This window comes from Paenibacillus sp. FSL P2-0089 (assembly GCF_038595095.1).
GTDB lineage: Bacteria > Bacillota > Bacilli > Paenibacillales > Paenibacillaceae > Paenibacillus_AQ > Paenibacillus_AQ silagei.
In genome coordinates this window covers 2,197,199-2,221,154 of sequence record NZ_CP152006.1, presented here as the reverse complement: position 1 = coordinate 2,221,154, position 23,956 = coordinate 2,197,199, and the positions used below count along the sequence as shown (strand labels likewise).

Below are 23,956 nucleotides of genomic sequence, written 5' to 3'. Positions count from 1 at the left end.
CATACGCCTTAATCCAGCAGCGTCGGCGAGAAATCTTCTTGCCAAGGCAGGCCGTGTTTGTTAAGAGCATCCATGAACGGATCTGGGTCGAACTCTTCGATATTGTGTACACCCGGCTTGTTCCAGATGCCTTTGATAATCATCATTGCCCCAATCATCGCAGGAACGCCGGTAGTGTAGGAAATGGCCTGGGAGCCAACCTCTCTATAGCACTCTTCATGATCGCAGACATTGTAGACATAATAGGTCTTAGGCTGGCCGTCTTTGGTGCCCTGAATGATACAGCCGATATTGGTTTTACCTTTGGTTCTTGGTCCCAGGGAAGCCGGGTCAGGCAGAATGGCCTTTAGGAACTGCAAAGGGATAATCTCTTTACCTTCATAATTAATAGGCTCAATAGAAGTCATGCCGACATTCTCAAGCACCTTCAGGTGGGTCAGATAGTTCTGCGAGAAGGTCATCCAGAAGCGGATTTTTTTGACGCCAGGAATGTTAACTGCCAAGGATTCTAACTCTTCATGGTACAAAAGGTAGATATCCTTCGGGCCGATCTCCGGGAGATCGTATACTTTCTTCTCAGACAGCGGCGCTGTCTCAATCCACTCGCCATTCTCGAAGTAACGTCCGTTCGCAGTAATCTCGCGGATATTAATCTCAGGATTGAAGTTAGTGGCAAACGGATAACCGTGGTCGCCCGCATTCGCATCCACAATATCAATCGTATGAATCTCGTCAAAATAATGCTTCTGCGCATAAGCCGTGAACACACCGGTTACGCCAGGGTCAAAGCCGCTGCCGAGCAGCGCTGTAATTCCGGCCTTCTCGAATCTTTCCTTGTAGGCCCATTGCCAGGAATATTCGAACTTCGCCGTATCCTGCGGTTCATAGTTCGCTGTATCCACATAGTGCACTCCGGTAGCCAGGCAGGCATCCATGATCGTCAGATCCTGGTAAGGAAGAGCCACATTAATCACGACATCCGGCTGGAAGTTCTTGATCAGCTCAATCACTTCTTCCGTGTTGTCAGCATCCAGCTTGGCCGTAGAAATCTTAGTCAGGCCCCCGTCCAGCTTCTCTTTGAGCGCATCGCACTTCGACACCGTACGGCTGGCAATGCAAATCTCTTCGAATACATCCGGGTTCTGGCAGCATTTATGAACAACAACGCTCGCTACACCGCCAGCGCCAATAATTAACGCTTTTCCCAAATTAATAACCCCCTAATTATGCTTAAGTTATTAGTTATTAGCCTTGCTGCTCTGGAACAGGCTACATCCTATGAAAAATCAACAACGCTGATTATACAGAAACTTTCTCAATAAATCAATAAAATCCGACAAAAACTGTGATCTTCCGTGTAAAATCTGCAGTTTTCTACATTAATACTCTGTAATTCACTTCATTGCACTGAAATCCTTCGTTTTCCTTCGCTTTAAAGCTTAATAAATTGAAAACCAGCTTAGGGTCCCTTCCACATTTCAGTCCATCAGGCCAACCGGATAATTATATCACAACGGCGGTGTTGTTCAACTTTTTATTTTAAATTTAAGCAAGGCAGCCGGACAAAAGTGCAAATGAGGCACATTATAATAACTTACCCGTTTTTCGCTACCGTTAACTGATAACTGTAAAGGTCGCCCAATGTTAACTAATCTGATCCGGTCCGGTCCATCCGTTTATTATGCGTAACCCTCTCTATCCCATACCTCTGTCGTGCCTAGCCGTTGCGGGATTAGCAGGACCTCATCGCAGACGGCGGCTGTCCGCTGAGCTGCTTGAAGGCTTTGCTGAAATGAAACTCATCGCTGTATCCGCAGGCGGCAGCAATCTCCTTCAGGGTTAGCCTGGTATACAGCAGTTGCTTCTTCGCATGTTCATAGCGGATTTCACTTAAATACCCTTTGGGACTCTTGTGCAGATATTGCTGAAAAAGACTGCGCACATACGAGGAGGATATGCCGTAGCGCACCGCCAGCTCATGGATCTGCAAGGGTTCACTGTAGCGCCGCTCAAGCTCCTCCTTCATCCGTAAGAACAGTTCATAGCCCTGCCCCAAGTCAGGATTAGCGCTATCCTTAGCCTGAAACAATTCGTACAAAAGCTCATAGAGCAGCGCCTGAGTCTTAAGCTGGCTTCCGGGATTACCAGGAACAAAATCGCCGGCAATCTGGCGGAACAGCTGACTCAGCTGTCTGCCTGGCTCCCTCCCCGGCTTCAGGTGGAACGGCAAAGGCAGTGCATGAAGCGGCTCCACCCTCCCCTGATTATCCGCTGAAGGCGACAACGTATACAGTGAGAGCAGGATCATGGTGATCCGCAATGGCTCCCCGCCTCCGCTGCTCATCTCCATGGACAGGCCCGGCCGCAGATAGAACAGCATGTCCGGCGACACCGAATGCTCCTCTGTGTCTGTCCGGAATACTCCCTCCCCCTCCTGAATCCAGTACAGGCTGTGTACATGTATATTCTGACGGATATCCTTCCAGTGTGGAAAGGTGGTCTTGTCATGAATCCAGTGGATATCCATCACCAGATTCTGTGGAATCTCCTCCATGTATAGCTCCTCCGTTTCTCGGTTTGCCATTTACCAGAGATGGGATCAACCAGGAATGGGATTAACCAGAGATTAATACTGAAGCGTTTTTGACATGCCAATTCTGTTCATTATACCATGCCACTCCCCTGCATTCATTGCTACACTTAGGACATTAACGGCTGGAATGATGAAGGAGAGATACCAGATGACTGAAACCCTGTCCACCCAAGCACAAGCCCTAGATTACATGCCTTGGATTGGCTTGTCCGAACAAGAACGGCTTCAGCAGGACCGCTACCAGCAGCAGCTTGCTGCGGATTATCCCTGCACCTTCGGAGAAGCCTGCTTCGTCTCGCCGCAAGCCATCGTGCTGCCGGATCAGCTGGCGCTCGGCGACCGGAGCTACATTGCAGGAGGTGCGATTATCCGCAGCACACGGCTGGTCACAGGCAGCGACTGCTCTATGAACAGCTATAGCATATTGTCAGGCGATATTACCATGGGTAATGGCGTGCGGATCGCTTCCCATGCAAGTCTATACGGCTTCAATCACGGCTACGCCGTGACGGATGTTCCGGTCTTCCGCCAGCCTTTGACAGTCAAGGGCATTGTCATAGGAGATGATGTGTGGATCGGGGCTAATGCCGTGATTCTTGACGGGGTGCGGATCGGCTCGCACAGCATTGTTGCGGCGGGGGCGGTAGTAACCCGCGATGTGCCGGCGTACAGCATTGTCGGCGGCAATCCGGCCAAGCTGATCCGCAGCCGGCTGGCCGGGGAGGCCGCTGCAACGGCTGAGCCCACCAAGGACAAGGAGGAATCAGTGATGAAGATGAAGGATGGAATGGGAATTGAGGAGGCTAATTTTGGGGGAGAATCTGGGCAGAGGGAGGAAGGAAGTAAGGGGCTGGGGAAAAACGGTGAGCGGTTGGAGACAGGCGTTGAACTGTTCGGCGAGGGCGTTGAGCCAGCGGGAGATAACGCAGGGCCGGGTGATGGAGTTGCCCCCTCTTTTAGGACACTTTATGGACTGTTGGCAGACTTCAGCAAGCAGGTGCAGGAGCAGCTAACTTCCCTGCTGGAGTTCTACTCCGAAACAATAGAGGGAGAGAAGCAGTTCCGGGACCGGCCGGGAGCGGGGCGGACCGTACGGGCCTACTGCGATGCTGTGGAGATTGCTGCGATGTTCGGCAGTCTGCCGCCAGGCTGGACGAAGGAAGAGCTGATCGCCACATTAGAGCAGTTCCAGGATAGCCAGACCGGATTATTGCCCGACCTGTGGTCGCCGCCCGGACCGGAGGATCAGCCGGAGCGGTTAGCCGATCATCTCTCGCGTTATCATCTACTCGCTGTAGGGTACGCACTTGAGGTGTTAGGTTCTGCTCTGCCCCATCCCGTTGCTGTTGCCGAGAATATGGATACTGCTACACTGTATCATCAGCTTAATAGTCTGCCATGGGCGGACAATGCCTGGGGCGCTGGCGACTGGATCGACTGTTATGCTACCGGCCTCTATCACAACCTGAAGTCCTTCGGCTCCGGCAAGCGCCCGGATGATCTGTTCGGCTGGCTGACGACGCATTGCCGCCGGGACTCCGGGCTGTGGGGTCTGCCTACTTCGAAGGAGGGGTGGCTGCAGCCGGTGAACGGCTTTTACCGGCTTACCCGCGCTACCTACGCCCAGTTCGGTCTGCCCCTGCCGTACCCGGAGCGCAGCATCGATACCGTGCTGGCTCACAGCCGGGACCGCCGCTTCTTCCGCCTGGACGCACTTAATGCCTGCAACGTGCTGGATGTCGTCCACCCGCTCTGGCTCTGCCAGAAGCAGAGTGATTACCGGCAGGCGGAGATCCGCGCTTGGGCGGAGAAGCTGCTCGGCGAAGTGCTGCCCTTCTGGGTTTCCGGACGCGGCTTCGCCTTCCAGCTGTCCCGGCAGCAGGAGACCGGCCTGCAAGGCACGGAGATGTGGCTAAGCATTATCTATCTGCTGGCGGACTTGTGCGGGTTAAGCTCAGCCCTGAGCTACTCCCCGAAGGGAGTACACCGCCTGGAGCCTGCCTTCTCGTTATCCGTATAAGCGGGACTGGCGTTCATACGGCTGCCAGAACTTACGTCCATAAGTGGAAACGGCTTTGCCGTCCTTTTAAAGGACGGTACCGTTTCAGTGAGAAGTAGAAGGCTGCGTGCCACCACAATGTATGCTGTTTTTGGCATACATTCGGGTCATACGCAGACTCTACGAATCATTCGAAGAACGCTTATCCATACCTCTACACCTGCCTTATCCTCAGCAGATGGAAACTATAATTTCCTATACAAGCGCAAAAACCCCGTCGTCTCCGCTCGTTCTGAGCAGGGATGACGGGGTTTTGTACGCTTTTACCTGCAGCTCCCGGTTATTGCCCGAAGCCGACACGCGGACGCTCGCGCTCCTTGGTCTGCAGCTCTACCGCCCGGATCGAGGTAATGGGAATGTAGAGGGACTGATACTCCGTACTGTATTTCACGAACCGATCATCCAGTTCCTCCAGTACGCCTCCCCTAACACTTGTACCATCCAAAAAATGAATATGAACTTCCTGTCCCTTCAGCGCTTCCAGCATGCTCTTCCTCTCCTTCGTCTCACAGATGGGTGATGATCGTGTCAATAATTCCGTATTCCAGCGCCTCCTCAGCCGACATGAAATAATCCCGGTCCATGTCCTTCTCCACCTTCTCCGGCGGCTGGCCGGTCCGCTGCGCGGTGATGCCGACAATCTTCTCACGGATCTGAAGAATACGTCTGGCGCTGATGGCAATATCGCTCGCCTGCCCCTGTGCCCCGCCATGCGGCTGATGGATCATAATCTCGCTGTTCGGCAGGGCCGACCGTTTGCCGGTAGCGCCTGACAACAACAGTAGAGAAGCGAACGAAGCAGCAAAACCGGTGCAGATCGTGTTGACTTGAGGTTTAATTACCTGCATCGTATCATAAATACCGAAGCCTGCGGTAGTCGAGCCTCCGGGGCTGTTAATGAACATCTGAATATCCTTCTCCGGCTCATCCGCCGCGAGGAACAGCAACTGGGCAATAATGCTATTGGCCAGCCCGTCATCGATTGCCGCACCTACGAATACAATCCGGTCCTTCAGCAGCCGGGAATAGATGTCGTAGGACCGCTCTCCTCTAGCCGTCTGTTCAATCACATAGGGTATTACACTCATTCTGGTGTGCCTCCTCTGATCTGTTTTAGTGTAGATACCCTGTAAACGGTCAGCCTGCCCGAAAAGATACGGAAGACGCAGCGTGTGCGGAAATAGCGGGAGTGCGTATCTTTTACATTGTGCCGTTCGTTTATATAATAGAAGCAACACAACCCATCGAAGGAGAGGGCCACTATGACGATGCTTGAACATCACCGGACAACGGATATGATAGCTATGGATACAAGACATCTGCAGGAGCTGGGAACAACACTCCAGCGGTACTGCCTGTCGCTCACCCGCTCCCGCTTCGACGCCGACGATCTGGCACAGGAGACCTGGGTCAAAGCGCTGGGCTACCACAAGTTCACCGTCAGCCCCAATCCCGAAGCCCTGCTGCTGCGGATTGCCAAGAATACCTGGATTGACGCCTCCCGCCGCCAGGGGTCGCTCATCCGTGCCATGGAAAGGTCTGGAGTGTCATCCGATCCAGCTTCTGCGGCGGCAGCCCTGGAGGAGCTGACCGAGACGGAGCTGACCTTTCAGGCGCTGCTCGCCCATCTCTCGCCGCCGCAGCGGACCGCCTGGTTCCTCCGCGATGTGCTGGGGTATTCTGCCGCCGAGTCCGCCGGACTCTTGGCAACCACGGAAGGCGCGGTAAAAGCGGCGCTGCACCGTGCACGCCAGGCCTTGAGCAAGGTCCGGGAGGAGCTGATCCAGCATGAAGGCCCCGCGCTTCCGCAGGATGCCGATTACCGGGGTTATCTGCGGGCTCTAGCTGAGGCTTATGAGCAAGGGCGGATTCCAGTATTGCTGGAGCTGCTCCGCCAGGAGAACGCCGGGGAGGTAACAGCGGCTGTAAGCACGTTTACGGTTCAGTCCGTGTATTCCATGTATACAGACAACGTGAGATACGCCTATACCTATGGAGCGCCTGCATACGGTGAGCTTCGGATGGCTGCATAATACGGCTGAATGGAGCAGTAGCTCTGACTATAACTTAGGAGAGGTGATCCCATGAAGAAGGTGCTTGTGCTTGGAGGGACGAGATTTTTCGGCAAAAGGCTGGTGGAGCTGCTGCTCCAGGACCAGGACAGCGAGGTCACCATTCTGACCCGGGGCCTAACAGAGGATTCCTTCGGTGAGCATGTCACCCGGCTGGCCGCGGACCGGACGGATGAAGCGGCGCTTGAGCAGGCTGTCGGGGACACTGTATGGGATATCGTCTACGATAACATTTGCTACACGCCGGATGAGGCGGCGGCAGCTGTGCAGATCTGGGCGGGGCGGGCCAAGCGGTATATCCTGACTTCCAGCTTATCCGTGTACGATCCGCAGCCGGAGGCGCTGGCTGAAACGGACTTCGATCCTTGGCATTATCCGCTGAAGTCTGGCGGGAAGACGGATATCAGTTACCAGGAAGGCAAAAGACAAGCCGAAGCCGTTCTGCTCCAGACAGCCGATTTCCCGGTGGCTGCGGTACGTTTTCCGATTGTGCTGGGCACGGATGATTATACGCGCCGGTTGCATTTTCACATCGAGCATGTTCTGGCGGGAAGGCCGGTTGGCATCCCTAATCCGCAGGCGGAGATCTCGTTCATCCGTTCGGATGAAGCGGCTGATTTCCTGCATTGGCTGGGCCGGGAAGGCTCAGCCGTCACGGGACCGGTGAACGCCTGCTCGGACGGCACCCTCACCATTGGCGGCGTTATCTCCATCATCGAGCAGATTACCGGAAGGACAGCTATCGTCCAGAGTGAGGCGGCTGAGACGGATCAATCGCCTTTTGGCATCGGTGCATCGTGGTTCATGGATACGGCAAAAGCCCGCAGCGCGGGCTTCAGCTTCCTGTCCTTATCAGAGTGGTTCCCGGAGCTGGTCTCGTCGCTGACCCATTCACTTCGCCAGGACCAGTAGCTCCTCCTCCAGCTCTTTGGAGATCTCTTTATCAGGTTCGTTAACAAGCGTACTCAGGCCGGGCGCAGGCTTATCTTGCACCGGTATTCGCGCAGGCAGGGGCTGGTGAATTCCGGCTTCTGCCCTTTTTGCTGTCTGTTCCGTCTGCTTCGTATGCATCTCCCGCTGTAGCTTGGGCTGGATTTCCCCGGCTGTCTCCGCTTCCTGCTGCTCTTCCGATTCCTGCACCATCCCGCGAACCTTTGGAGCTGCATGTGTTGAACTTGGATCTGAACCCGGGTCCGAATCTGGGTCTGGCTCTAGCCCAGACGCTGCTCCCAGCTCGAATCCGGCCTCAGCAGTCTCCGATATTTTGAACACATTGATCTCCCGGAACAGCCGCTGCGAGATTTCATTAATCTCCCCGGCCTGCCTGGCGATGTCCCCGATGGCCTGATCCTGCTGGGTGCTGGAGGCGTTCACCTCCTGAACTCCGGCCGCCGTCTGCTCAGCTACAGCCGCAACAGAATGTACAGATTCGGCAAGCCGCGAATTGAGGGTACGCGTCTGTTCCACCTTGTGGTGAATTTGCCCGATCTGTATGCTGATACCTGTAATCGATTCGTCGATAGCGGCGAAGGAAGCCAGGGTCTGTTCCACCTGATGGTCCTGCTGCTCCAGACGGTCCCGGGTCTCCATCATATGTCCCTGGAAATCCGCCATACCGGCCCCAAGCTCCTGAATAATCCTGCTGATAAGTACCGAGGAGTCATTCGTCTGTACGGACAACTGCCACACTTCATCGGCAATCACGGCGAAGCCTTTGCCTGCTGCCCCCGCCCTGGCAGCTTCAATCGCTGCGTTCAGTGAGAGAATATTCGTCTGCTTCGAGATTTCGGTGATTGAATGGGTAATACGCGAGATATCCTTGGACTGGCTCACCAGCTTGTCCAGCGCACCATAGACCTTGCTGATGGACACCCGGGAATCCTGGGAGCTCTGACGCAGCGCCGTAACGGTCTCCGAGCCCTGCTGCCTGTTCTGGTTAGCGGCTTCACTCGTAGTCAGCATGACATCCGTATAATCGGCAATCTCCTGAACCCCGCAGGCCAGCTCCTCCAGCAGCTGTGAGCTCTGCTCCGACTGGACAGCCTGCTGGTCTGCTCCAAGCGAAATCTCCTGGATGGTTCTGACAATATTCTGGTTCGTATGCGCTGTAACCGCCGAAGACCCCTGAAAAGATTGCGCGTAATCAGCAAGCGAGCCTGCCGCTGACAAGGTCTGCCGCAGCATCCCCTGTACCCTGCTGACCATATGGTCGAAATGATGGCTCAGTTGTCCCAGCTCATCATTGTACGGGGAGTTAATTTGCTGCCGCAAATCGCCCTCCGCGATCTGTCTGAGCGCCGCCTGCAGCTTGCGCACCGGTGACAGGAACGAGCGGATCAGCAGCCAGGCGAGCACCAGCATGAACAGGGACACTGCGATCGCAGCGTACGTCACGATGGATACCGTATCATCCAGCAGGGCGAAGGAGACCCCCTGGGCCTGATCAGCATTGGCAGCAGCAGCGGTGTACAGCTCAGCGTTAGTCTTCAGCATGTCCTGATTCAGCGCAAGCGCCTTCGTATGTATACCATCGATTTTCTCCAAAACACTTAGCGGGTCAAGGGTCTCGTCCGACATTGTGGTTACCAGTTCCTTCGTCAGAGCGCTGTATTCTGCGGCCTGGGCAGACAGCAGCTTATAGCTCGCAGAAGCAGGCGTACCCAGCTCAAAATTTACCTTGGCCAGCTCCGTGGACAGCTGCTGCTGCTTCTCCTTCAAGGGCTCTGCCTGCTCCAGGTCACTGGAATCCGCCAAGGAAGTCTCCGCACGGTTCAGCTCCTGCAGCTGCTGGGTGATGGTTGAGACCGTAATTCTATTCTCCATTTCGCTCTTCTGCCGTTCCATGGATCGCTCGACCTGCTTGATTTTATGTCCCTGGTACACAGCCACGCCCAGAAAAATAAGTGTAATCGCCGAGAAACTCAAGATCAGCTTCCATTTCATCGAAAAGTGCAGCCGCTTCCCCTTCAAAAGTATCATCCCTTCATATCAAGCCTGATTATGCAATAGGTATATTATGCTAATAACCTCATTGTAAAAGCCGGATATTAATTACTCTCTCAAGTTGTGTATGCGCAGCGTAAAGAATGTGTTGCGAAAATGTTAACAAAGCGGCAAAATTTAAGGAATTAGGAGGATGTTGCACTAATTGCAACTTTGCTTTATGGATACTGGTGTAAGGGCAGGAATGTTGTATAAAATGCAGGAATTCTCGCCGCCTAGCCACTTAGAGTAGAGGGAATGCTGTCATTTGTGCAACAATTCCGGATTAGGGGCATTTTCTTGAAGGAGAAGTTGCATAATGTGCAGGATTTCGATCGGGCAGAGGGCAGACAGAGAGACGGAAGCAGAAGACAGAAGGGAATGAACCATATCTATGAGTAGCGAAAATAGACTTGAAGCTGCAACGAGAGAAGATTTGAGAAAGTGGCTGATCGCAAATAGCACCACAGAGGGCTCTTGCTGGGTAGAGGTCAGTCTGAAGCCGCTCCCGGGGACACTACTGTATCTGGACGCCGTGGAAGAAGCGCTGTGCTTCGGCTGGATTGACGGGGTGAAGAAGGCGGCGGCTGACTCGAAGCTGGTACAGAGACTATCCCCGCGCAGCAAACGGAGTTCATGGACTGAGCTGAATAAGGAACGCGTCCGAAGGCTGGAGAGGCTGGGGCTGATGCGCGACGAGGGACGGCGATGCCTGCCTGATATGAATGTCGAAGCTTTTCGAATCGATCCCGTGATTGAACAGAGATTGAAGGCGGACGAGCAGGTGTATCGCCATTTCCTGGCCTTCCCGGCGCTGTATCAGCGGGTGCGGATCGACACCATTCAGAGCTATATCCATGAGCCTGAGCTGTTCGAACGCAGATTGGACAAATTCATAGAGAATACTAGAGTTAACAAAATGTACGGCCAATGGCATGACAACAGGCGTCTGCTGGAGGATTAGTTCTGCTGTACTCCTTTAGCGTTCTGGAGGGATTCCGCAAACGGTACGGGTAGATGTAGATGTGCGACTTGAAAGTATGCGATTTGAAAGTAACTGGGGTTTACTTCTAGACGATACGGAATTAGTTGGAAAAATGCAGCTTAATCTGGCTCAGTTGGAGCGTTCGCGGATATTAATTGGATTTATGACATTTATTCTTGTGCAAACTCCCTCTAAGGCTCTGATGCCAGCATATTAAGTGCCTTTTTTCCAACTACGATTGGGTGTGGTCCCTTCCGCCCCTGAACAAGTGCCTAAAATCCAACTGTTCCCTGAGGGAGGGGCTGAGGTTGACGGTGAGGCTGGTGCTGAGGCTAATGCAGATACATATGTTGATGCTGATGCAGCTACTGGTCCAGGCGCTGGCGCAAACGTTGACGCAAGTGTGGATATAGTGCGGGTGCTAGTGTGAGTGTAGGCGGAAAACCGAAAACAATCGGTGCGCGAAGGCGAACGGAGCCAATGTAGGCGGAAAACCGAACACATTTCGCTGCGCGAAGGCGATCAGCGAAATGTATACGGAAAACCGAATACATTTACTATTAATGTTACTGGCGTGGAGCAGACGCTGGCGCAACAGCCATACCCTTGCTCAGCCCATGCCACCCCCGCCCTCTGCAATCGTTCAACTTGAGCGATTCACTTCCAAATCATAACAGGCCCCCGTAACCGGGGGGCCTGTGCTCACCTTACCGCCGCTCACTCACTCCCGGCGGTACACCCAGCCGCCGGCCTGGCACAGCGCCGTCAGCGCAAGCCCGCCGCCACCCGGCCCGGTGCGGCGGATCAGCGCCAGATCCGCCGGCGCTCCGGCGGCCAGGCCCGCGGCCGCAGGCAGGGCCATGAAGCCTGCCGGATGCACGGACGCCATGTCCCAGGCGTCCGGCAGGCTGGCCAGGCCCGCGGCGCTAAGGCGCGCGATGTGGCGCAGCAGCATCTGCGCCGAACCCGCCAGCAGCCCCGGCTCGCCGGCGAGATGCAGCCGGCCCGCCGGGGTCAGCACGACACGGCCGCCAACCGGCGTGTCATAGCTGCCGGGCGCAAGCCCGGCGAGGGCAACGGCATCGCTGACCAGCAGCGCCCGCCGGCCCTTGACCTTCATCGCCACCTTCAGCACCTCATCAGGGAGGTGGGAGCCGTCGGCGATCAATGTGCACCACAGCTCATCTGCGGCGAGCTGGGCCCACAGATAGTTCGGATGGCGCGGCAGCATAGCATGGGCGCCATTGCCCAGATGCGTGGACAGCCGCGCTCCGGCGGCCACCGCCCCGGCAATCTGCGCGGCATCCGCAGACGTATGCCCGATAGAGACCGTCACTCCCTGCCGTACGCAGTGGCGGATGAATTCCGCGCTCCCCTCCCACTCGGGGGCCAGCGTCACAATGGAGATTCGTCCGCCCGAAGCCTCCTGCCACTGGTCGAACAAGGCCGTATCCGGCGGACGAATATGCTCCAGCGCATGTGCCCCGCGCGGCCCGTCCTCCGGCGAGAGAAACGGGCCTTCCAGATGGATGCCCTTGATCGTTGCAGCGCTGGCCTCATCCTCTTCACAGGCCCGGGCAATCGCCCGCATCGCTCCGAGAATCGTATACGGAGCGCCGGTAATTACAGTCGGGTAGAAGCCGGTCACTCCCTCCCGCCACACCGCGCGGACCGCCTTCTTGACATCCTCTGCCCCCAGTGCCGGATGATTGAAATCATATCCGCCATAGCCGTTGATCTGCAGATCCACCAGGCCCGGCGCAACAATTGGAAGCCCCTCGCGTTCCTCCAGCGGCAGCTCCCGTATGCCCAAGGCTTCAATGGCAGCAATCGCCCCATCCTCCACGTGAACCCGAACGGGTTCGCCTGTCCGGTAATGCAGTGCGTCAATGTTCATGAGAAGACCGCCCCGAAGGAGTCGGTGTCCACGAACATCCGGCAATCCCCGTGCTCCCGCAAGATAGTGGACGGACATGCCGTGGAGATGGATTCATGCAGTGTGCGGGTAACCGCACCGCGCTTGGAAGCGCCCGGCACCATGCAGAACAGCCATTGCGCAGACAGCAGGACCGGAATCGTCAACGTTAAGGCCTGCTGCGGCACTTCCGCCAAGCTGGGGAAGCACCCGTCATTCACCTGCTGGTTCCGGCAGACCTCATCCAGTACTACCAGCTTCACAGGAAGCGGGTCATTGAAATCTGCCACGGGCGGATCATTGAAGGCCAGGTGACCATTCTCCCCGATGCCAAGGCAGACGATATCGATCGGCGCTTCCGCCAGCAGCCGTCCGTAACGCTTGCATTCGGCTTCCGGGCTGGCGGCAGGGTTCAGATAATGGACCGTTCCCGGCCGTACCTTGCCGAACAGCGCCTCCCGGAGGAAGCTGCCGAAGCTCTGCGGAGAGCCTGCCGGCAGGCCGATATATTCATCCATATGGAACGCGGTAATCCGGCTCCAGTCCAGATCAGGTGCAGCGGCAAGCTCCGCAAGAAATTCATTCTGGGAGGGTGCAGCGGCGAACACGATCCGCACCTGTTCCTTGGAGGCCAGTAGCGCCCGGATGGCCGCCGCTGCCTCACGCCCGGCAGCAGCTCCGAGCTGCGAGCGGTTCTTGTATACTCTGACAAGCATAGCGCCCGACAGTTCCGTATGAATCGGTTTGATGCTCAGCATGGGTAGTGCCTCCTTGTGCCTAATGTCTGTGCAGACCGGCTGCCTTCCTCCCCCCGGAACTCTCCGGGCGTAGTGCCTGTATGCAGCTTGAAAAGCTTCGTGAAATAGCTTTTATTCTCATATCCTAGCTGCTCCGCTACCTGCTCCACACTTTGCGGAGACTGGTCCAGCCATTCTTTAGCTTGCTCCATTTTGGTATGGGTGACATAGTGGATGAAGCTCATTCCGGTTTCCTTTTTGAACAGGCGGCTGAAATAGCTCGAATTCAAATGTGTGTATTCCGCCACCTCCTCCAGGGTGATTTTGCGGTTCAGATGGCGGTCTACATACTGCTTCACCTTCTTGATCTCATCCCGGCGGGTCTCCTGGTACATCTCCCGGATCACCGGCAGGCGTTCGCTGAAGAACTGCTGAGACCATTCCTCCAGATGATCAATATGATCAATGGCCGTCAGGGTATCATGAAGCAGCTCCAGGGAAAAGGTGGACTGGTATTGCTGGCGGGCCATCAGACGCATCTGGTTATCGTAGAGCAGCTTGAGCATCCACTCCTTCACCTGGCGCGGCGCATACCGTCTGGCACGGATGGTATCCATCCATTTCGACAGCAAGGCCGCAAGCCTGTCCGCCGCTTCCTCCAGGAAGGCCTCACGGATCTCCTGCGCGGCTTCGGCATAATAGAGGAACAGATCCTCCTCCGTGAACGGCGGAAGCGTCTTCAGGCCGTTCAGCTCTCCCGGCTTCAGATAGAAGGCATATTCGCGGCCTTGACTAAGCAGATCAATGATTCCCTCCCGGAAATGCCCGCCGCCCGCCGGTATACATAAATATTGAAAGGAAGCCGTAACCCCCGGCAGCGCTTGAATGGCGGAACGCAGCCTGCCCAGCATGGAGATATGACCTGAGTCCGCTCCATTGCCCATACCGCCGCTGAAGACCAGCACACAGTCGCGGCCGCTGTAAGGCAGGCACACGGCAGCGGTATCCTCCTGCCGCACGGCTTCGGCGGCGGATTCCACCCATGACATTAGTGCAAGCTCCTCCGGTTCATTCTCCCCGGCGTTGCCGCTGATCCGGCAGAGCACGGCTACATGGGCCGTGAGATCCGGCATAATTCCCAGCTCGGCGGCGTCTGCCCGCCATTCGCTGTCCGGCAGCTCGCGGGCAGCGATGCGCCGCAGCACACTTTGCTTCAGCAGCACCTTCTGATGCTCGGCCATGCTTTTCCACTTCAGCGTTTGGGCTTTGTCCGCATCCCTGCGGCGCAGATCCTCGCCCAGCTCCCGCAGCAGCCCGGTAATCAGCTCGCGGCTGATCATCTCCTTCAGGATATAGTCGCTCACCATCAGCTTCACCGCCTGCTGGGCATATGTGAAATCATCCATGCAGGACAGCACCACCACACGCAGCTCTTCGCTGCGCAGCTTCAGCTCGCGGATCAGCTCCAGACCATCCATATAGGGCATGCCAATATCCGTAATGACAATATCGGGCATATCGGCCTGCGCTTTCTCCAGGGCAACCAGACCATTCTTGCAGGCCGAATGCAGCGTTAATCCAAGCTCATCCCAAGGAATCATTGCCGAGAGAAAGTCCAGTACCGGTTGATCATCATCCACCAGCATTACGCTATACATCGCTTCCACGCTCCCTTTCATAGCCTTGATCCGGAATCTCTTCAGGCAGCACGAACCGGAAGGTCGTCCCTTGTCCGGGCAGGCTGTCAATCGTGATCTGGAAGGCTGCACCATAAGTCAGATACAGCCGCTCATAGACATTGGACATGCCGATATGGGCCAGTCTGCTGGATGGCATCGCTTCCTTCTCCTGCCATTCAGAGCTTAACTCGGCGCGCAGGCGGTCCAGGGTCACCTCATCCATCCCCTGCCCGTTGTCTTCGATCTCGATGAGCAGCCGGTGATCCTGCGTCCGGGTCCGGATCAGAATACGTCCGCTCTCCTGATGCAGACCATGAATGTAGGCATTCTCGATGACCGGCTGCAGCAGGAACCGGGGGATCTTCACGCCAAGGCTCTCCGAAGTACAGTCTGTATCCAGCGACACCTCCTCGGACTGGCGGAAATTCAGCAGCTCTACATAACTCCTGACAATATGCAGCTCATCATGCAGGGTGGTGTACTCGTCCCGCTGCTGAATGGTCATCCGCAGCAGCCGGGAGAGCGAGAACAGCAGCTCCGCATTCTCCTCATCGCCCCGCATCATGATGCGCAGGCGGATCGAATTCAGAATATTGAACAGGAAATGGGGATTGATCTGCGACTGCAGCATGGCCAGCTCGGCCTTGCGCTTCTGCGCCTGCTCCACCTTGATCTGGATAATCATCCGCTCCACCCGATCCAGCATATGGTCGAAGGACTTGCCCAGCCGTCCGATCTCGTCATAGCCACGGACGCCTGAGCGGATGCCCAGTTCTCCTCTGTCCACCCGTGCTGCCACCTGATCCAGCCGGATCACCGGCTTCGTGAACTGCCGGACCAGCAGAACCAGAATCAGCAGGAAAAAAGCGCCTGATACGATCTGCACGGCACTGCTCCAGCGGTGGGTGGCACTGATCTGGCTCACGGCCTCACGGTATGGCGACAGGCTGACAATCCGGTAATTCCCGTATGGAATCTCCAGACTGCTCAGCAGATATTGCTCGCCCCGGTAATCCATAAACCCGGAACCTTCTGAATGCTTCACAGCATCCATAAGCGCGAACGGCCGGCCCAGCCGGGTCTTGTCCCTGGCGGCAAGAACGGTTCCGTCAGGCGCAATCAACAGCGTCTCCTGGCCCTGCCGGTTGTCATTAAAAATCTGGCTGATCCGGCTCTCGGCGATGCTGATGATCAAGGTAGCATAGGTTGAATTGGAGGACAGCTTGAGATTCCTGGCAATGGTCAGCACCTGCGGGCTGCTTGGGGCAGCGGTCGGAATATAGTTGGCAAGCACACCCGCCCAATACAGCTCGAAGGCAGGCTGCTGGCGGGCTTGTTCCATCCAGGGCTGCTTAAGTAGTGCGCCGATATCAAGCTTGGCGTAAGCATAGTTTGAATAATATTGTCCATCTGAGGTGAGGACGGTGACGAACGTTTTTTCCATCATGGAAGTGACGCTGTTCAACTTGTCCGTAACCTCTTTGAAATCGAGAATGTGCTTGGCGGTATCAGGTTCGTGCAGCTTATTGCGCTGCCAGTTTTCTTTGAGAATAAGAGTGATGCCGGGGTCGAACTGGATATAATTCGCCACCAGCACCATATTGCTGAGAAGGTTAGAGATATATAGGCTCTCCTGCTCCAGCGAACGGCGTTCATTCTGAATCACCTGGGAGCGGAGGATATGCTCGGTGTAGGAATTGGAGATATACAAGGTAATAGAGGCGGGAAGCAGCAGACAGAGCAGAGAAGCGACGAGCAGCTTATTGCGAAAACCGAGTCTCCATCCTCTAGGCAGCAATGGCAATCCTCCTTCACAATCAGACTATCGTTTTCTATGCCTCTATCATATCAGCTTTCCGCCTCCAGCAGCTCATTTCAATCTATTATTCCGGGTAAAAAAGGGCTATTCAGCGCTTCCAATTTTTACTTGTTGGCGTCTACAATCTTCTGCAGCTCAGCCTGCGCCTTCTTGATGGTAGTCTCCAGATCCTGCTGTTTCAGGATGTACAACTCGGTTTCTTTGGTAAAGGCTGTTTCCAGCTCGCCTTGATAGGTCGGCGGCACGCTGAGCGGTGCGGGCTTGGCATTCTTAATTACATAGGCCAGTGAGGCTTCGTCAATCTTGTCGGGGCTCATGGCACCCGATTTGACGCCGGCAATGAACTTGTCCACATCCTGCTTCTTCCACGCGGAATATACATTCTGCATCTGCTCGCCCTCTGTGGAGTACCAGCGGATGAAATCATAGGCTTCCTGCTGATGTCCCGACTTCTCCAGGATGCCTACATAGTTGCCGTTGGCAATGCTGACTCCCGCAGGTTGTCCGGCACTATTGGACGGCATCGGAGCGAACGCGGTAGTGAAGGTTGCAGGGAATTCTTCCGACCCGCCTGCTTCGCCGATCATCCAGTTGCCGGTCACGATCATCGCGGCATGACCAGTGAAGAATTCCGAGCGGTACGCGAGCTTCTGGGAGATGGTGTCGGCATACGGCACCGCTACTCCCGATGCCTCTGCCTTGCTGCGCAGCTCCAGGGACTGGCGGATACCCGCACTATCGATGTTTACGACACCATTGTTGACCAGATTGTTGTCCTTCTCCTGGTTGATGACGGCCAGCTCCCAGTACATAGCCCAGGTATGGAAATACGTACCGAAGGTCTTGGACGGCCCGGTGCCGCTGGTCAGCTTAGCTGCGTAATCAAGGTAATCGTCCCAGCTCCATTCGGTGGGAACGGCTAAGCCCGCCGCATCCAGCTTGTCCTTGTTCAGCAGGACGAAATAATTCTCCAGCGTATCCGGCAGGGCATACACTTTACCGTCAACGGACGGATCAACCGTATACTCATCTGTCAGCGTGATGCCTTCCTTGCTGATCAGGTCATTCAGCGGAGCCAGCAGTCCGAGTCCGGCACGCTGTGAATAATCGGTTGCCCCCGGCATGAATACCACATCCAGGTTCTCGCCGGATGCGACGAGCAGATCCAGCTTCTTCATTCCGGCCACTGAATCACCGTTGTCAGCCAGCTCCACGTATTCCAGTGTAATTCCCGGATGGGAATCCTCGTACGCACGCAGAATCGGTTCCATATCCGCCGCAGGCGACCAGTTGGCGACTTTGATCGTTACCGGTTCTGCTGAAGGTGCGGCGGCACTCTCCCCCGCCTCCGGTGCAGCCGTGCTGCCGGAAGTGGGAGATGCACCATTTGTGTTGTTTGAGTTGCCGCAGCCCGCCAGGGCTACCAGAAGCACGATGATCCATACCAGAGCGAACACATTCTTTTTCATAACTAACACCCCTTCTAATGTGGTCTACAGTTCCATGCAGTTCTCATGCACTTCCTGACCGTCCTATCCGCCCGCCTGTCTTCCGGTTATGCAGCTTCCGGGAACTTGCCAGCCCTCACCCCTTCACCCCCCCCAAGGAAATACCTTCGATCACCTGCTTCTGCCCGAGGATGAACACGACCAGCAGCGGGACAATCGCCGAGACCGAAGCCGCCATGATGAGCGAATAGAAGGCGCCGTTGCGGTCAGCGAAGGCATTCATGCCAAGCTGAAGCGTATAGAGTGTCTTGCTGTTCAGGAAGACCAGCGGCGTCTGAAAATCATTCCAGGTCCAGATGAACCGCAGAATGGCATAAGTGGCAATGGCGGGACGGACCAGCGGGAACAGAATCGAGAGGAAGATACGGATATGTCCCGCGCCGTCGATCTGCGCCGATTCGATATACTCATTCGAGAGTGAGGCAAAAAACTGGCGGAGCAGAAAGGTGCCCAGCACGCTGAACCCGCCAAGCAGGATCAGGCCCAGATGCGTATCGTACAGGCCGGTGGAGCGGAAGATAATGAACAGCGGCACCAGCGTGGCTTCCGCAGGAATCATATAAGTGGCCAGCACCAGTACGAACAGTGCATTTCTGCCGGGGAAGCGGATTTTGGTGAAGCCATAGGCCGCCATGCTGGACACCGCTACGGAGAGAAGTGTCGTGAGCGCCGTGACTTTAATCGAGTTCCAGTAATACAGGGTGAAGTTTGCTTTGCCGAACCAGACGGAATGATAGTTGAACGCCGCCCTCCATGTCTGCGGAATCCATTCGATCGGATATTTGAACACATCGGCCTCAGGCTTGAGCGAAGCGGACAGCATCCATATAAAAGGGAGCAGAAACACAATTCCCAGCAGTGCCATGATCAGGGTGATGATGGCTTTTCCCCAGTCCAGATTGCCTATTCTCACAGGTATGTGCCTCCCTTATCTAGTAATTGACCCAATAACGCTGTCCCAGCCACTGCAGGCCGGTAATGGCAAGCACGATGACGAACAGAATCATGACCATGGATGAAGCATAACCGGTCTGAAGATCAACAAATGCGGTCTGGTACATGTCGTACACTACGACAGAAGTGGAGTTAGCCGGTCCGCCGTCCGTCAGCACCTTGACCAGGGCGAAGGATTTGAAATTGCCGATAATGCCGGTCACGAGCAGGAAAAAGGTCGTCGGCGTCAGCAGCGGAAAGGTAATGGAGCGGAACTGGGCGAGCTTGGAGGCGCCGTCAATCGTCGCCGCTTCATAGAGGTCGGCAGGGATATTCTTGATCCCGGCAATGTAGATAATCAGCGAGACCCCAAGGTCAATCCAGATCATCAGCAGCATGACCGATGGAAGCGCATACGTTGGATCGGCCAGCCATTTGGGCGGATTGTCCACCCCGATCGCCGACAGGAAACCGTTGACTGGACCGTACGAAGGATGGAAGAGTACCTGCCACACTACCGCCACAGCAACTACACTGGATATCTGAGGCATGAAGTAGATGACCTTGAAGGCACCCGGCGCATATACATGACTCGTGATAATTACCCCGAGGATCAGCGCGATTGCCATCCCGACGGGTACGGCCAGCAGCATAATGAAGTTATTGCCCAGCGACTTCAGGAACACCTCATCCTGGAACAGCTGGCGGAAATTATCGAGGCCGCTCCAGCGGATCTTGTCAAACCCGGTAACGAACGACCATTTGGTGAAGCTGAGCATGAAGGAGAATATCATCGGAATAAGCGTAAATACCAGCACCCCCAGCAGCATGGGACCGGTGAAAAAGTAGCCCATCCCCGCTTCTATCCGTTTTCTTTTTCTGCTGCCGGCGGTTGGTTTATTATGGGACTGCGGTAAGGTAACTGACGTCTTCAAAGGCTCTGTCCCCCCTCTTGCGTGATCTTATCTCTCATTATAGAAAAGCAAAGAATATTACATAAGTCACGATCCTGACCCGTTCAGAAAAATTTTTACCTGCCGAAGACGGGAGTTGTCCATTAGAGCGTCTGGCCCGGCATAACGGACTGAGGCGCGCTTATTCCGGATGAAAGTCTCCACTTTGGCCAAGAACGGACCCCATGGTCCTTATTCTTGGAATTTCTACTTGAAAACATCTTATAGAGAGACGATAAGGGCTACTCCGTCCGTTAAACCGCAAAAAGTGGCGTTTTCCAGGGAGTAGGGGCTCTCAGGTCCGTTAGAAGCAAACTCATCGGCTGATGCAGTTTCATTTTACGGAACCTCAGGGATCTGATCCTATTCACAGATTACATCTGATGCTGCTCTATGACATCCGGTTGGCCAAATCGGTCAAAAACGGTGCGGATTTGCGCAAAATAGTTGATTTACTTGGTTTGCCCGCTTTGTTATCTTCTAGGCAAGCACAAGTTTATGCTTACAAAACTTAAAGCGTATGCTTCCGAAGCCAGTTTTGCGAAGAGACTTGAGGAAGCTTATGCTTACAAAACTTTTAGGAGGAACCCAGATGAACGCCAAGCCAGATATTATGTCCGCTTATATGGATACTATTGTTGAGCTGCTGAATGAGATCCGGAACGAACCGCAGGACAAGCTGCAGCAGGTGGCAGAGCTGCTTGCGGATCATATCGCACAGGACAAGCTGGTCTACCTCTACGGCCCGGGCGGCCATTCCAATATGAATGCCACTGAGGTCTTCTTCCGCGCCGGCGGCCTGATGCATATCAGCGCCATATTGGATGAAGGTACAATGATCTCGAACGGCGCTCTGCGCTCGATGGCCGTTGAGCGCACTCCCGGCTATGGAACACTTGTTATTGAAGACAACCGGCTGGGCGAGGACGATATTCTGATTCTTGCCAATGCTTACGGCATTAACACCGCCTGTGTCGATGCGGCTGTAGAAGCCCGGCGCCGGGGAGTCACAACGATTGCCGTTACTTCGGTCGGCCATGCTGAAGCTACGCCTAAGGATCATATTGCCCGCCACCCTTCAGGGCAGAATCTGTATGAGCTGTGTGACTATGTCCTTGACAGCAAGGTGAAGCCCGGTGACGCTGCGCTGCATATTGACGGGATTGAACCGAAGATGGGTTCGACCTCCACCTTCGCCAACGCTTTTCTGCTCAATTCCCTGATGATGACTACAGCGGCCTGTCTCGGAGCGAAAGGGATCGAGGTGCCAGTCTGGCGCAGCGGCAACGCTCCCGGCGGGGATGAGTGGAATAACCGCTTCATTGAACGCTTCAAAGGCCGGGTCCGCTGGCTATGAACCTTCAGCTGATTCCTGAGCCTCAGGTGGTGCAGAGCCGGGGACCGGAGCCGGTCAGCGGTATTCGCGGCTGGACGGTGCAGCTTCAGCTCCCCGTGAAGGATGTCCGGCTGCTCACGGCAGCGCAAAGGATATTCACAGAGGTGACGGTGCGTACTACGCATGACGGCAGCGGTGTATTCTCCCTGGTCACGGACGGTACCCCGCTCAACCCGCTGATGGCCCGGCGGGTTGAGGGCAAGCATGACGGCTACGTGCTGATTACAGACACGGACCGGATTGAGCTGTATGCGCTCAGTGCGTCCGGCCTGTTCTACGGGCTGAAGACGCTGGAACAACTGCTCCATACAGGCGGCGATAGGGTACCCGCCCTGACCATTGCCGACTGGGCGGAGCTGAAGCTGCGCAGCGATTATCTCGATCTGCGCACGGTCTATCCGACCTATGAGCATATCCTGGAGTATATCGCGGAGCTGGCCGATTATAAGATCAATACGCTGGTCATCGAATATGAAGACAAGCTGCCCTTCCGTAAGCTGGGCTTCCTGCGCCATCCTGAGCTTGCCTTCAGTGAAGAAGAACACCAGCGGCTGCTGAAGGCCGCACATGACCACTTCGTCACCGTGATTCCGAAGCAACAGTCCTTCGGCCATCTGGAATATATCCTTAAGCATCCGGCTTATATCGGTCTGCGAGAGGTCCCGGAGACGGTATCGGAGCTGTGCCCGCACCGCCCAGGCTCCTTCGAGATGATGGCCGGCATTCTGGAGGAAGTGGCTGCCCTGCATCCCCACAGCGACTATCTTCACCTGGGCTGCGATGAGGTCTGGACCCTCGGCACCTGTGAAGACTGCAAGCGGTCCGGGCTTACCCCGGAGGCTTCGTTCATCCGCTTCGTCAATCAACTGGCGGAGAAGACGGTTAGCCTTGGCAAGCAGCCGATGATCTGGCATGATATGATCATGCACGCTACTGCGGAAGAGATTGCGGCGCTGGACAAACGGATTGTAGTCGTCGTCTGGATCTATGGCGGACACCGGATGAAGGCCGATGCCCGGCTGATTCTCCATAAGCTGCGGGATGCGGGCATCGAGACCCTCGGCGCTTCCTCTGTCCGTTGCTGGGATGATAACGGGGACCAGAATTATCCGGTCATCCATAACCGGGTCAAGAATGTGCTGGACTGGATTGAGCTCGCCCGCTCCGAGCAGCTGGGCGGCATTATTCATACGAATTGGGGTTGCCCGTTCTCGCTGGGCAGTCCTTACGGGCTGTTCGAGACCTCGCGTTATCCGGCCTTCCTGGCCGCAGAGCAGAGCTGGAATGCCGGGGCAGATCTCTCTACCTTCCTGGTCCGGTTTCTGCACCGCTTCCACGGACTGCCCGCCGCTCTCCTTAGCGGGGAAGAATGGGCGGATTATGCAGTAACCGACTATTATGCCCTGATCCCGCAACTGCTGCCTGAGGTGAGGAAGAACCGCTTGACCGCCGAGCTGATCGACGCCATGATCCAGTATGAGATTCCGGCACAGCGCCGTTCCCCGCTGCATACCTTCCTCTTCCGGGGCGCGATGTCGCCGGGCAGTGAGGAAGTGCTGACCTTCCTCCGGGACAAATACAGGAGCGGATACGGAGATCTGCGGAGAGCCAAGCTAAGAATGCAGACCGTGCTTGCCGAGCTGCTTCCGCCGCAGATGGCGGAGCTGTTCATCCGCTCCCGCTTCTACCGGCCGGAACTGTTTGAAGCAGACCTGCATGCCATGATTACCGATCTTGAGATCATAGAACAGAAAGCGGGGGATAGCTGATGCCTGATATGCTTGTGAAGCTGTACGATCTGCCGGACAACGGGGCGCTGCTGGAGCGTCTGCGTGGACAAGGCATTGTTATTAAACGGGCGATGACCGGAGATAAGCAGGCCATTGTGGATTTTGTCGGCCGCCATTTCACGGAGAGCTGGCGGAATGAATGCGAGGTAGCCTTCGCCCACCTGCCCGTCCACTGCTATATCGCAGTGAAGCAGGGCGAGGTGATCGGCTTCGCCTGTCACGAGGTTGTAATGAAGAACTTCTTCGGCCCGACCGGCGTGCTGGATGATTACCGGGGGCTGGGCATCGGGAAGGCCCTGCTGCTGGAATGCCTGTCCGCGATGCACCAGAACGGCTACGGCTACGCCGTCATCGGCTGGGTCGAGGACGCACAGCCGTTCTATGAGAAGACCGTCGGTGCGATAGCGATCCCTGACTCTTTTCCCGGAGTATTCCGTGACATGATCAAACTGGGCTGAATCTGGTCCTCATACAGCAAAACAGCGGCATCCCGGGGCTTAACCGTCCCGGGTGCCGCTGTTTGCTGTTGAGCATG

General features: G+C 55.6%; 19 protein-coding genes. 7 read left to right on the top strand and 12 right to left on the bottom strand.

Annotation, left to right across the window (positions count from 1 at the left end):
- Positions 1-8: 8 nt before the first annotated feature.
- Both NST69_RS09030 and NST69_RS09025 read right to left on the bottom strand, forming a co-directional pair.
- Positions 9-1,208 carry a saccharopine dehydrogenase family protein gene (locus tag NST69_RS09030; protein ID WP_342549054.1) on the bottom strand — a complete coding sequence of 400 codons (1,200 nt, stop codon included), beginning with the start codon at positions 1,206-1,208 and terminating at the stop codon, positions 9-11.
- Between the two features lie 524 nt (positions 1,209-1,732).
- Positions 1,733-2,554, bottom strand: coding sequence for an AraC family transcriptional regulator (locus NST69_RS09025; protein WP_342549053.1), 822 nt, complete (start codon positions 2,552-2,554; stop codon positions 1,733-1,735).
- Between the two features lie 187 nt (positions 2,555-2,741).
- Here NST69_RS09025 and NST69_RS09020 point away from each other — a divergent pair, with 187 nt between their 5' ends.
- Complete coding sequence (locus NST69_RS09020; protein WP_342549052.1) at positions 2,742-4,613, top strand: acyltransferase; 1,872 nt, start codon at positions 2,742-2,744, stop codon at positions 4,611-4,613.
- A gap of 319 nt (positions 4,614-4,932) precedes the next feature.
- Here NST69_RS09020 and NST69_RS09015 read toward each other — a convergent pair whose 3' ends face one another.
- Positions 4,933-5,139: a hypothetical protein gene (locus tag NST69_RS09015; RefSeq protein WP_036725389.1), complete on the bottom strand. Its 207-nt coding sequence runs from the start codon at positions 5,137-5,139 to the stop codon at positions 4,933-4,935.
- A gap of 19 nt (positions 5,140-5,158) precedes the next feature.
- Entirely contained in the window at positions 5,159-5,932 is a 774-nt protein-coding gene (locus NST69_RS09010) for an ATP-dependent Clp protease proteolytic subunit (protein ID WP_342549051.1), read from the bottom strand.
- Here NST69_RS09010 and NST69_RS09005 point away from each other — a divergent pair.
- Both NST69_RS09005 and NST69_RS09000 read left to right on the top strand, forming a co-directional pair.
- Positions 5,915-6,685: an RNA polymerase sigma factor gene (locus tag NST69_RS09005; RefSeq protein WP_342549050.1), complete on the top strand. Its 771-nt coding sequence runs from the start codon at positions 5,915-5,917 to the stop codon at positions 6,683-6,685. The two genes, NST69_RS09010 and NST69_RS09005, sit on opposite strands and share 18 nt — an antisense overlap.
- Before the next feature lie 51 nt (positions 6,686-6,736).
- On the top strand, positions 6,737-7,636 hold the full coding sequence (locus tag NST69_RS09000; protein WP_342549049.1) for an NAD-dependent epimerase/dehydratase family protein: 900 nt from the start codon (positions 6,737-6,739) through the stop codon (positions 7,634-7,636).
- Here the strand turns inward: NST69_RS09000 and NST69_RS08995 are convergent.
- Positions 7,616-9,694: a methyl-accepting chemotaxis protein gene (locus tag NST69_RS08995; RefSeq protein WP_342549048.1), complete on the bottom strand. Its 2,079-nt coding sequence runs from the start codon at positions 9,692-9,694 to the stop codon at positions 7,616-7,618. The genes NST69_RS09000 and NST69_RS08995 overlap by 21 nt on opposite strands.
- Positions 9,695-10,100: 406 nt before the next feature.
- Here NST69_RS08995 and NST69_RS08990 point away from each other — a divergent pair, with 406 nt between their 5' ends.
- Positions 10,101-10,670, top strand: a complete 570-nt coding sequence (locus NST69_RS08990) for a YdeI/OmpD-associated family protein (RefSeq protein ID WP_342549047.1) — start codon at positions 10,101-10,103, stop codon at positions 10,668-10,670.
- Between the two features lie 742 nt (positions 10,671-11,412).
- Here NST69_RS08990 and NST69_RS08985 read toward each other — a convergent pair.
- The 7 genes from NST69_RS08985 to NST69_RS08955 form a co-directional block, all read right to left on the bottom strand.
- Positions 11,413-12,588: an amidohydrolase family protein gene (locus tag NST69_RS08985; RefSeq protein ID WP_342549046.1), complete on the bottom strand. Its 1,176-nt coding sequence runs from the start codon at positions 12,586-12,588 to the stop codon at positions 11,413-11,415.
- Positions 12,585-13,364 carry a glucosamine-6-phosphate deaminase gene (locus NST69_RS08980; RefSeq protein ID WP_340954368.1) on the bottom strand — a complete coding sequence of 260 codons (780 nt, stop codon included), beginning with the start codon at positions 13,362-13,364 and terminating at the stop codon, positions 12,585-12,587. Before NST69_RS08980 ends, NST69_RS08985 begins: the two co-directional genes overlap by 4 nt.
- Positions 13,358-15,001 (bottom strand): helix-turn-helix domain-containing protein, encoded by a 1,644-nt coding sequence (locus NST69_RS08975; RefSeq protein ID WP_342549045.1) that lies wholly within the window; start codon positions 14,999-15,001, stop codon positions 13,358-13,360. Before NST69_RS08975 ends, NST69_RS08980 begins: the two co-directional genes overlap by 7 nt.
- The gene (locus NST69_RS08970) at positions 14,994-16,820 is read right to left on the bottom strand and encodes a histidine kinase (RefSeq protein WP_339255178.1); all 1,827 of its coding nucleotides are present in this window, start codon (positions 16,818-16,820) and stop codon (positions 14,994-14,996) included. Before NST69_RS08970 ends, NST69_RS08975 begins: the two co-directional genes overlap by 8 nt.
- Positions 16,821-16,945: 125 nt before the next feature.
- Positions 16,946-18,310 (bottom strand): extracellular solute-binding protein, encoded by a 1,365-nt coding sequence (locus tag NST69_RS08965; protein WP_342549044.1) that lies wholly within the window; start codon positions 18,308-18,310, stop codon positions 16,946-16,948.
- A 115-nt stretch (positions 18,311-18,425) separates the two neighbouring features.
- Positions 18,426-19,214 carry a carbohydrate ABC transporter permease gene (locus tag NST69_RS08960; protein WP_051478036.1) on the bottom strand — a complete coding sequence of 263 codons (789 nt, stop codon included), beginning with the start codon at positions 19,212-19,214 and terminating at the stop codon, positions 18,426-18,428.
- Between the two features lie 67 nt (positions 19,215-19,281).
- Positions 19,282-20,217: a sugar ABC transporter permease gene (locus NST69_RS08955; RefSeq protein WP_342549043.1), complete on the bottom strand. Its 936-nt coding sequence runs from the start codon at positions 20,215-20,217 to the stop codon at positions 19,282-19,284.
- A 610-nt stretch (positions 20,218-20,827) separates the two neighbouring features.
- On the opposite strand from NST69_RS08955, the gene NST69_RS08950 reads away from it, so the two are divergent.
- From NST69_RS08950 to NST69_RS08940, 3 genes are read left to right on the top strand one after another with little or no spacing between them, the layout of a single operon-like run.
- The gene (locus tag NST69_RS08950; protein ID WP_342549042.1) at positions 20,828-21,592 is read left to right on the top strand and encodes an SIS domain-containing protein; all 765 of its coding nucleotides are present in this window, start codon (positions 20,828-20,830) and stop codon (positions 21,590-21,592) included.
- A complete protein-coding gene (locus tag NST69_RS08945) occupies positions 21,589-23,400 on the top strand; it encodes a family 20 glycosylhydrolase (protein WP_342549041.1) in 1,812 nt (603 codons plus the stop codon). Before NST69_RS08950 ends, NST69_RS08945 begins: the two co-directional genes overlap by 4 nt.
- Entirely contained in the window at positions 23,400-23,879 is a 480-nt protein-coding gene (locus NST69_RS08940; RefSeq protein WP_076078214.1) for a GNAT family N-acetyltransferase, read from the top strand. Before NST69_RS08945 ends, NST69_RS08940 begins: the two co-directional genes overlap by 1 nt.
- Positions 23,880-23,956: the final 77 nt, after the last annotated feature.